This is a genomic window from Nocardioides daphniae, assembly GCF_004777465.1.
Taxonomy (GTDB): Bacteria; Actinomycetota; Actinomycetes; order Propionibacteriales; family Nocardioidaceae; genus Nocardioides; species Nocardioides daphniae.
The window spans coordinates 3,122,874-3,133,130 of sequence record NZ_CP038462.1; the positions used below are offsets into that span (position 1 = coordinate 3,122,874).

Genomic DNA, 10,257 nt, shown 5'->3' on the forward strand with positions numbered 1-10,257 from the left:
GGAGAGCAGTTCCAGGTGAGACGGACGTGCCCAGGCACCCCCGGGAGGCACTCGGGAGGCCAGGGGCGGCCCTGAGCGAAGGACGCCCACGACGTGACGAAGCAGGTCAAGCAGCTCGACCGCGTGATCATCCGATTTGCCGGCGACTCCGGCGACGGCATGCAGCTCACCGGAGACCGGTTCACCCAGGAGTCAGCCGCGTTCGGCAACGACCTGGCGACCTTCCCGAACTTCCCCGCCGAGATCCGCGCCCCCCAGGGCACGCTGCCCCGTCTCCTCGTTCCAGGTGCACTTCGCCGACCACGACATCCTCACGCCGGGCGACCGCCCCGACGTGCTGGTGGCGATGAACCCGGCGGCCCTGCGCGCCAACCTCGGCGACCTGCCGCACGGCGCCACGATCATCGTCGACACCTACGACTTCACGAACCGCAACCTGCAGAAGGCCGGCTACACCACCTCCCCGCTCGAGGACGACTCGCTCGCCGAGTTCCAGGTGCACCCGGTCGACCTGACCGGCATGACGGTCGAGGCGGTGAAGGAGTTCGGGCTGTCCCGCAAGGACGCCGCCCGCGCGAAGAACATGTTCGCCCTCGGGCTGCTGTCGTGGATGTACGGCCGCCCCACCGAGACCACGGTCGAGTTCCTGTCGCGCCGGTTCGCCGGCGTCCCCGCGATCCGCGACGCCAACATCACCGCCTTCCGCACCGGCTGGAACTTCGGCGAGACGACCGAGGCCTTCGCCGTGTCGTACGAGATCAAGCCGGCGCCGATGTCGCCCGGCACCTACCGCAACATCACCGGCAACCTGGCACTGGCGTACGGGCTGGTCGCCGGAGCGGTGCAGTCCGGGCTGCCCGCCTTCCTCGGCACCTACCCGATCACCCCGGCCAGCGACATCCTCCACGAGCTCAGCAAGCACAAGTCGTTCGGCATCACCACCTTCCAGGCGGAGGACGAGATCGCCGGCGTCACCGCCGCGATCGGCGCCTCCTTCGCCGGCCACCTCGGCATCACCACCACGTCGGGCCCGGGCATCGCGCTCAAGGGCGAGGCGATCGGGCTGGCCGTGATGACCGAGCTGCCGCTGGTCGTGGTCAACGTGCAGCGCGGCGGACCGTCGACCGGGCTGCCGACCAAGACCGAGCAGTCCGACCTGCTGCAGGCGATGTTCGGCCGCAACGGCGAGGCGCCCGTGCCGGTGGTCGCGCCCTCGTCGCCGGGCGACTGCTTCGACGCGGCGCTCGAGGCGGTGCGGATCGCGATCACCTACGCACGCACGTGATGCTGCTCTCCGACGGCTACCTGGCCAACGGCTCGGAGCCGTGGCGGATCCCGGAGATCTCCGAGCTGCCCGCCATCGACCCGCAGCTCGCGACGACCACCAACCACACCAGCACCGGCAAGGACGGCGCCGAGAAGCACGACTTCTGGCCCTACCTGCGCGACGCCGAGACGCTGGCCCGCCCGTGGGCGGTGCCCGGCACGCCCGGCCTCGAGCACCGCATCGGCGGCCTGGAGAAGGGCGACGGGCACGGCAACATCTCCTACGACCCCGCCAACCACGACTTCATGGTGCGCACCCGGGCGGCCAAGGTCGCGGCGATCGCCGACCAGCTGCCGCCGCTCGAGGTCGACGACCCCGGCGCCGACCAGGGGCAGGGGGCGAAGGTCCTGGTGATCGGATGGGGCTCGACCTACGGCCCGATCGGGGCGTCCGTACGCCGCGTGCGCAAGGCCGGCGGTCGGGTCGCGCAGGCGCACCTGCGCCACGTGAACCCCTTCCCGAAGGAGCTCGGGGAGGTGCTGCGGCGCTACGACAAGGTGCTGGTGCCGGAGATGAACCTCGGCCAGCTGCGGATGCTGCTGCGCGCCGAGTTCCTGGTCGACGCCGTCGGCTTCAACCAGGTCAACGGGTTGCCGATCAAGGCGGCCGACCTCGCCCGGGCGATCGCCGACCTGGTCACGGAGGTCGAGGGCGCCCGGCTCGACCTCGACGCCACCGAAGGGAGCAACGCATGACCACCGACCTCGGCCTCCCCACCGTCGGCCCGTCGGGCCTCGGCTCCGTGCCGACCGCCGACGTGCAGCTGACCGGCAAGGACTACACCTCCGACCAGGAGGTGCGCTGGTGCCCGGGCTGCGGCGACTACGCCGTGCTCAAGGCGGTGCAGTCGTTCCTGCCGGGGCTGGGCCTGCGCCGCGAGAACATCGTCTTCGTCTCCGGCATCGGCTGCTCCTCGCGCTTCCCCTACTACCTCGACACCTACGGCATGCACTCGATCCACGGGCGCGCCCCGGCGATCGCGACGGGCATCGCCACCGCCCGGGAGGACCTGTCGGTCTGGGTGGTGACCGGCGACGGCGACGCGCTGTCGATCGGCGGCAACCACCTCATCCACGCCATGCGGCGCAACGTCAACATGACGATCCTGCTCTTCAACAACCGGATCTACGGGCTCACGAAGGGGCAGTACTCCCCCACCTCCGAGGCCGGCAAGGTCACCAAGTCGACCCCGATGGGCTCGGTCGACCACCCGTTCAACCCGGTCTCCCTGGCGCTGGGCGCGGAGGCCACCTTCGTGGCTCGCACCATCGACTCCGACCGCAAGCACCTCACCGGTGTGCTCGAGGCGGCCGCGGCGCACCGGGGCACCGCACTGGTGGAGATCTACCAGAACTGCCCGATCTTCAACGACGGCGCCTTCGACGACCTGAAGAACCCCGACACCCGCACCGACTCGATCATCCCGCTGGTCCACGGCCAGCCGATCACCTTCGGCGCCCCGCTGGAGGACGGCCGCGGCTCGAGGGCCGTGGTCCGCGACGCGGGTGGGGTCGCTGTGGTCGCCACCACCGACGTCGACCCCGACGCCGTGCTGGTCCACGACGCGCACCGCGAGGACCCGTCGACCGCCTTCGCGATCAGCCGGCTGACCGACGCGGGCTACCTGCACCAGTCCCCCATCGGGATCTTCCGGCAGGTCGAGCGGGCGACGTACGACGACCAGGCCCGTGCCCAGGTGGTCACCGCCCAGGGTGCGGTGGGCGAGCCCGACCCCTCCGCACGACTGGCGGCGCTGATCGGCGGCGGCGACACCTGGACGGTCGTCTGAGCCTGCCGCCGCGGTCGACACGAAAACGATGCGAGGCAGGCACCCGGGGCCACGTATGGTGCGGAGGTGAGTGACTCCCGTCGTGGCGTGGTGGCCGGTTTCGCGGCCTACCTGATCTGGGGGCTCTTCCCCCTGTACTGGCCCCTGCTGAAGCCCGCCGGCGCGGTCGAGATCCTCGCCCACCGGATGATCTGGTCGGCGCTGAGCATGGCGGTCGTGGTCGTCGTGCTGCGCCGCGTCGGCGGCGTACGGGCGGCCTTCGCCGACCGCCGCCGGCTGGCCATCCTGGCCGGCGCCGCCGCCGTCATCTCCATCAACTGGGGCACCTACATCTGGGGCGTCAACAACGGCCACGTCGTGGAGACCTCGCTGGGCTACTTCATCAACCCGCTGGTCACCGTCACCCTCGGCGTCGTGGTGCTGGGCGAGCGGTTGCGGCCGTTGCAGTGGGGTGCGGTCGCGGTCGCGCTGCTCGCGGTCGTGGTGCTCACCCTCGACTACGGGCGCCCGCCGTGGATCGCCCTGGTGCTCGCGGTCTCCTTCGCGACCTACGGCCTGGCGAAGAAGAAGGCCGACACCGGCGCCTCCGAGTCACTCACCGTCGAGACGACGCTGGTGGCGCCGTTCGCCATCGCGTACGCGGTGTGGCTGGCCTCGACGGGCGAGGCGACCTTCGGCCACGAGGGCGCCGGCCAGGCGGCCCTGCTGGTGGTCGCGGGCGTGCTGACCGCGGTGCCGCTGGTGCTCTTCGGGGCGGCGGCGACGCGGATGAGCCTGGTCAGCCTGGGGCTGCTGCAGTACCTCGCGCCGATCCTGCAGTTCTCGATCGGCGTGCTGGTCTTCCGCGAGGAGATGCCGGCCGCGCGCTGGGCCGGCTTCCTGCTCGTCTGGGTGGCCCTGGTCGTCTTCACGACCGAGTCGATCAGCCACCGGCGCAGGCAGCTGGCGTTGGCCGCTGACGCGTCCGCGCTCTGAGGCAGGCTCAGGAGGAGCGGACGGCGACCACGTCGGCGAACGCCTCCAGGGCCTGGCGGACACCACCCTCGGGCAGCACCGCGAGGAGAGCCTTCGCGTCGTCGGCCTGGCCGCGTACGTAGTCGCGGGCGGAGTCCATCGCCGGGTGCTTGCGCAGCAGGTCGAGGGCTTCGGCGTGCAGGGCGTCGTCGCTGAGGTCGGCGTCGAGCAGCTCGAGCAGACGGGCGTCCTCGGGACGGTTGGCGGCGCGCGCCATCAGCACGGGCAGCGTCGGTACGCCCTCGCGCAGGTCGGTGCCCGGCGTCTTGCCCGACTCCTCGCTCTCGGAGGCGATGTCGAGGATGTCGTCGGAGAGCTGGAAGGCCGAGCCGACGATCTCGCCGTACTGGCGCAGCGCCTCGCAGACCTCTGCGGAGGCGCCGGAGAACATGCCACCGTAGAGCGCCGAGGCGGCGATCAGCGAGCCGGTCTTGCCGGCGACGACCTCGAGGTAGTGGGCCAGCGGGTCCTCACCCTCGCGCGGCTTCACCGTCTCGAGGATCTGCCCCTCGACCAGACGGGCGAAGGTGCGCGCCTGGATCAGCACGGCCTCCGGACCCAGCTCGGCGGTGAGCTCGGACGACTTCGCGAAGAGGTAGTCGCCGGTGAGGATCGCGACGTGGTTGTCCCAGCGGGCGTTGGCCGAGTCGGCGCCGCGGCGCACGTCGGCCTCGTCCATGACGTCGTCGTGGTAGAGCGAGGCGAGGTGGGTCAGCTCGACCACCGAGGCGGCACGGCGCACCTGCTCGGAGTCGGGATCGGGGCCGGCCTCCGCCGCGAGCAGCACCAGCAGCGGACGGAACCGCTTGCCACCGGCCGCCATCAGGTGGCCGGCGGCCTCGTTGATGAAGTCGGCGCTGCCGGAGACGTGCGACGCGAGGTCCTCCTCGATCGCCGCCAGGCGGGTCTTCAGGCGTGCGGCGAGCTCCTCGTCGACGACGGGAAGGGCCAGTCCGGCGGAAGCAATGGAGGTCACCTGATGAATTCTCCAGCACTGGCCAACACGTCGAGCAGCGGGTCCGGCACGACGCCGAGCACGAGCGTCGCGGCAGCGGTCACGGCGATGGCCACCGAGGTCAGCACCGAGGGGTCCGCCACCGACGCCGAGTCGGGCTCCGGCTCGCGGAAGTACATGAGCACGATGACCTTCAGGTAGATCCACGCGGCGACCACGCTCATCAGCACGGCGAGCAGCACGACCGGCCAGGCGCCGGCCGCCAGGGCGACCGAGAAGACCGCCCACTTGCCGGCGAAGCCCGAGGTGAGCGGGATGCCCGCCATGGCCAGCAGGAAGAAGGCGAAGACGCCCGCGACCACCGGGGAGTCCTTGCCCAGCCCCGCCCACCGCGACAGCTGGGTGGTCTCGCCGCCGCCGTCGCGCACCAGGCTCACCACCGCGAAGGCGCCGAGCGTGGTGAGGCCGTACGTCGTCAGGTAGAAGAGGACGGCCTCGGCCGAGCTCAGCTCGCCCGGCGCCATCTGGCCGGCGGACTGCACGCCCAGGACGCCGGTGAGCACGAAGCCGGCGTGGGCCACCGACGAGTAGGCCAGCAGGCGCTTCACGTCGCTCTGGCCGATCGCCAGCACCGTGCCGACGACCATCGACAGGATCGCGACGACCCAGAAGACGGGGAGCCACGACGTACGGTCGTTGCCCAGCGCCACGTAGAAGAGGCGCAGGATCGCGCCGAAGGCCGCCACCTTGGTGGCCGCCGCCATGAAGGCGGTCAGCGGCGTGGGGGCGCCCTGGTAGACGTCCGGGCTCCAGGCGTGGAAGGGGGCGGCGCCCACCTTGAAGAAGAGGCCGACCGCCAGCAGGCCGGTCGCGACCAGCAGCAGCGCCCGGTCGTCGGTCTTGTTGGCGATCGCCTCGCCGATGGCACCGAACTCCATCGAGCCGGCGTAGCCGTAGAGCAGGGCCGCGCCGTAGAGGAAGAAGGCGGAGGCGAAGGCGCCGAGCAGGAAGTACTTGAGCGCGGCCTCCTGGCTGAGCAGGCGGCGGCGACGCGCCAGGCCGGCCAGCAGGTAGAGCGGCAGCGACAGGATCTCCAGCGCCACGAAGAGCACCAGCAGGTCGTTGGCGGCCGGGAAGAGCAGCATGCCCGTGACCGCGAAGAGCAGCAGCGGGTAGACCTCGGTGTGCTCCCAGCGCTCGCGCGAGGCGGCCCGCTCGGCGTCCGATCCCGGCGCCGCGGCGGCCTGACCGGCGAAGGCGCTCAGGCCTCCGTCGAGGTGCCGCTCCGCGAAGAGCGCGGTGCCCAGCAGGGCGAGCACGAGGATGACGCCCCACAGGAAGAGCGTCGGTCCGTCGACGGCGACCGACCCCATCGCCGCGACCACGCCGAAGCCACGGCCGTCGGGGTGCGGGGCCGGGCCGGCGTCGGCGAAGTCGAGCGCCACGAGGACGACCGTCACCAGCGCGGCGAGCAGCGCGAGGAAGGTCAGGACGACCTGGGCGGCGTACCGCGCCGGGCGGGGCGCGAAGGCCTCGACCAGCACGCCGATGCAGGCGGCACCGAAGACGAGCAGCAGCGGGGCGAGCTCGAAGTACTCGATGGACGGCTTGACGAACTCGTTCACTGGTCCGCTCCCTCAGTCGCGTCGGAGGCCTCGGCCTCCACCGTCGGTGGCTCCTCGGTCACGCCGACCTGGGTGAGGATGTCGTCCACCGCGGGGTTGATCACGTCGAGCACCGGCATCGGGAAGAAGCCGAAGACGACCAGGGCCACCAGCAGCGGCACCACCGCGCCGAGCTCGCGCCGGTCGATGTCGACGACCGCTGCGAACTCCGGGCGGGCCGGGCCGGTGAAGGTGCGCTGGTAGGTCCACAGGATGTAGATGGCGGCCAGCACGATGGAGGTCACCGCGATCGCACCCGCCCACCAGGCGTGGTTGAAGGCCGCGATCAGCACCAGCACCTCGGAGACGAAGGGCGACAGGCCGGGCAGTCCCGCCGCCGCCATGCCGGCCACAAGGAAGACGCCGGCCAGCACCGGGACGGTCTTCTCCAGACCACCCATGGCGCTGATCGAGGCGGTGCCGGTGCGGCGGATGACGAAGCCCGCGATCAGGAAGAGCGCGGCTGTCGAGATGCCGTGGTTGACCATGTAGAGCACCGCACCCGACGAGCCGGCGCCGGAGAAGACGAAGATGCCCAGCACGATCAGGCCGAAGTGCGACAGCGAGGTCAGGCCGATGAGGCGCAGCACGTCGTCCTGGCCGATCGCCACGAAGGCGCCGTAGACGATCGAGATGAGCGCCAGCACGACGACGACCGGGGTCGCCCACTCCGACGCCTCGGGCAGCAGGCCCAGGCAGAAGCGGAGCATGCCGTAGGTGCCGATCTTGTCGAGCACGCAGACCAGCAGCACCGAGGTGCTCGGCGTCGCCTTCTCGGTGGTGTCGGCCAGCCACGTGTGCAGCGGGAAGAGCGGCGCCTTCGCCGCGAAGGCGATGAAGAAGCCGACGAAGAGCCAGCGCTGCGCGGTCTCGTCGATATGCATCGCGGCCAGGTCACTGATCAGGTACGACGGGTTGCCGGCGTCGGAGGAGACGACGTACAGGCCGATGACGCTGGCGAGCATCACCAGACCACCGCCGAGCTGGTAGAGCAGGAACTTGGTCGCGGCCCGGCTGCGGCCCTCGCGGCCGAAGCCCGCGACGAGGAAGTACGCCGGGATCAGCGTCGCCTCGAAGACCACGTAGAAGAGGAAGACGTCGGTCGCGGTGAAGACCGCCAGCGACATCGCCTCGAGCGCCAGCACCCAGCCGAAGAACGACTTGGTGCTGCCCTCGTCGGACTCGTGCCAGCTGGCCAGCATCACCAGCGGCACCAGGACGACGGTCAGCACGACCATCACCAGGCTGAGGCCGTCGACACCGAGGGCGAGGTGGGCACCGAAGAGCGAGATCCAGTCGTACGAGACGTCGAACTGGGCGCCGCCGCCGGCGGAGCTGGAGTCGTCGCCGAGCGTGTAGCCGGCGAGGACTCCCAGCCCGAGCAGCAGGGTCAGCAGGGCGACGCCGAGCCCGACCTTCTTGGGCAGCGGCTCACCGCTGCCCGAGGGCAGGAACGAGACGGCCACCGCGCCGACGAGCGGCACGAGGACGAGGGCGATCAGCCAGGGGAAGTCGCTCATGCGAGGTTCACCGCCAGGAGGGCCAGGACGACGATGAGGACACCGCCGACGACGGACAGGGCGTAGGAACGGACGTAGCCGTTCTGGATGCGCCGCGAGACCCGCGACAGGCCGCTCACCGAGGCCGCCCCTCCCTCGACCACGCCGTCGACGACGACGCGGTCCATGGTGGTCAGGCCGGAGACCAGGCGGCGACCGGGCTCGATGACGAGTACGTCGTTGATGCCGTCGCCGTACAGGTCGGCGCGGGCGGCCCGCGTCGCGAAGGAGACGTCGCTGGGAGCGGTCTTCGGGATGTCGCGCTTGAGCACGAGGAAGACCGCGGCCGCGACACCGAGCGCCGCCGTGGCGGTGATGATCAGGGTGATCACGATCGGCGGGAGCGGGGGCTCGTGGTGCTCGACGTGGCCGACGACCGGGGTGAGCCAGTCGACGATCCAGTTGCCGAGCAGCAGCACGCCGCCCAGCACCGAGAGCGCCGCCAGGACGACCAGCGGGACCGTCATCACCTTCGGCGACTCGTGCGGGTGGACGCCGGCGTTCCAGCGCTTGGAGCTCCAGAAGGTGAGGATCATCAGGCGGGTCATGTAGAAGCCCGTGATGCCGGCGCCCAGCAGGGCCAGGATGCCGACGACCGGGTTCTCGGCCAGGGCGGTCTCGATCACCTTGTCCTTGGACCAGAAGCCGGAGAAGCCCGGGAAGCCGATGATCGCCAGGTAGCCCATCAGGAAGGTGAGGTAGGTGACCGGCAGCGCCTTGGTGAGCGCGCCGTAGTTGCGCATGTTCACGTCGTCGTCCATGCCGTGCATGACGGAGCCCGCGCCCAGGAACATGTTGGCCTTGAAGAAGCCGTGGGTGAGCAGGTGCATGATCGCGAAGGCGTAGCCCGCGACGCCGAGGCCGGCGGCCAGCATCATGTAGCCGATCTGGCTCATCGTGGATCCGGCGAGCGCCTTCTTGATGTCGTCCTTCGCGCAACCGAGCACGGCACCCCACAGCAGCGTCACCGTCGCCACGACCACCACCGCGGTCTGGGCGGCCGGGGCCAGCTCGAAGATGAAGTTGGAGCGGACCACCAGGTAGACGCCGGCGGTGACCATGGTCGCCGCGTGGATCAGGGCCGAGACCGGGGTCGGGCCCTCCATGGCGTCGAGCAGCCAGGCCTGCAGCGGCACCTGGGCCGACTTGCCGCAGGCACCGAGCAGGAGCAGCAGGCCCAGCGCGTTGAGGGTGCCCTCGCCGGCGCGCTCGGTGGCGGCGCTGACGACACCGAAGTCGGTGGAGCCGAAGGTGGCGAACATCAGGCCGATGGCCAACGCCAGGCCGACGTCACCGACGCGGTTCATCACGAAGGCCTTCTTGGCCGCGGCAGCCGCCGAGGGCTTGTGCTGCCAGAAGCCGATCAGCAGGTAGGACGCCAGGCCGACGCCCTCCCAGCCGAAGAAGAGACCCACGAAGTTGCCGGCCAGGACCAGCATCAGCATCGCGGCGATGAAGAGGTTGAGGTAGCCGAAGAAGCGGCGGCGCCGCTCGTCGTGCTCCATGTAGCCGATCGAGTAGACGTGGATCAGCGCACCGACGCCGGTGATCAGCAGCAGGAAGAGCGCCGACAGCGGGTCGTAGAGCAGGTCCATGCCGACCTCGACCGACCCGGCCGAGAACCAGGTCCACAGCTCCTGTCCGACCTGTCGCTCGGCCTCGTCCCGGCCCAGCAGGGCCAGGAAGAGGGTCAGGCTCAGGACGAAGGAGCCGGCGACCGTCGCGGTGCCGAGCCAGTGGCCCCACCGGTCGATCGCGCCCCTGGTCAGCGGGCCGCCCAGCAGCAGGACCAGCGCGCCCAGCAGGGGCAGGCCGATCACCAGCCAGAGCAGCGAGAAGACGCCGTCGGCGGCGGTCGGGGCGACCACCGGGACGTGGGCCTCCCCCGCGGCGGACAGCAGGCTGCCCACCTGGGTGATCCCAGCGGTCAGTGACAGTGCACTCATCGA

The 10,257-nt window shown here is 70.8% G+C and carries 6 protein-coding genes and 1 pseudogene; 3 read left to right on the forward strand and 4 right to left on the reverse strand.

Annotated features, from left to right (window positions below; all coding sequences use genetic code 11):
- The first annotated feature begins 93 nt into the window (after positions 1 to 93).
- From E2C04_RS15395 to rarD, 3 genes and pseudogenes are all read left to right on the forward strand, one after another.
- Positions 94 to 2,022: pseudogene (locus tag E2C04_RS15395) on the forward strand (2-oxoacid:acceptor oxidoreductase subunit alpha).
- Entirely contained in the window at positions 2,019 to 3,116 is a 1,098-nt protein-coding gene (locus tag E2C04_RS15400) for a 2-oxoacid:ferredoxin oxidoreductase subunit beta (RefSeq protein WP_135833263.1), read from the forward strand. The pseudogene E2C04_RS15395 and the gene E2C04_RS15400 overlap by 4 nt, the downstream one beginning before the upstream one ends.
- A 66-nt stretch (positions 3,117 to 3,182) precedes the next feature.
- Positions 3,183 to 4,091, forward strand: coding sequence for an EamA family transporter RarD (rarD, locus tag E2C04_RS15405; protein WP_202977814.1), 909 nt, complete (start codon positions 3,183 to 3,185; stop codon positions 4,089 to 4,091).
- Positions 4,092 to 4,098: 7 nt separating this feature from the next.
- Here the strand turns inward: rarD and E2C04_RS15410 are convergent, their stop codons facing one another.
- From E2C04_RS15410 to nuoL, 4 genes are read right to left on the reverse strand one after another with little or no spacing between them, the layout of a single operon-like run.
- Entirely contained in the window at positions 4,099 to 5,097 is a 999-nt protein-coding gene (locus tag E2C04_RS15410; RefSeq protein WP_135833830.1) for a polyprenyl synthetase family protein, read from the reverse strand.
- A 5-nt stretch (positions 5,098 to 5,102) separates the two neighbouring features.
- A complete protein-coding gene (gene nuoN, locus E2C04_RS15415; protein WP_135833264.1) occupies positions 5,103 to 6,710 on the reverse strand; it encodes an NADH-quinone oxidoreductase subunit NuoN in 1,608 nt (535 codons plus the stop codon).
- Positions 6,707 to 8,269: an NADH-quinone oxidoreductase subunit M gene (locus E2C04_RS15420; RefSeq protein ID WP_135833265.1), complete on the reverse strand. Its 1,563-nt coding sequence runs from the start codon at positions 8,267 to 8,269 to the stop codon at positions 6,707 to 6,709. Before E2C04_RS15420 ends, nuoN begins: the two co-directional genes overlap by 4 nt.
- On the reverse strand, positions 8,266 to 10,254 hold the full coding sequence (gene nuoL, locus E2C04_RS15425; protein WP_135833266.1) for an NADH-quinone oxidoreductase subunit L: 1,989 nt from the start codon (positions 10,252 to 10,254) through the stop codon (positions 8,266 to 8,268). Before nuoL ends, E2C04_RS15420 begins: the two co-directional genes overlap by 4 nt.
- Positions 10,255 to 10,257: the final 3 nt, after the last annotated feature.

What these genes read in the sequence shown, in the direction of transcription:
- E2C04_RS15420 (WP_135833265.1), bottom strand. Translation starts at nt 8,269, where the DNA reads ATGAGCGACTTCCCCTGGCTGATCGCCCTCGTCCTCGTGCCGCTCGTC.
- E2C04_RS15400 (WP_135833263.1), top strand. Translation starts at nt 2,019, where the DNA reads ATGACCACCGACCTCGGCCTCCCCACCGTCGGCCCGTCGGGCCTCGGC.
- nuoL (WP_135833266.1), bottom strand. Translation starts at nt 10,254, where the DNA reads ATGAGTGCACTGTCACTGACCGCTGGGATCACCCAGGTGGGCAGCCTG.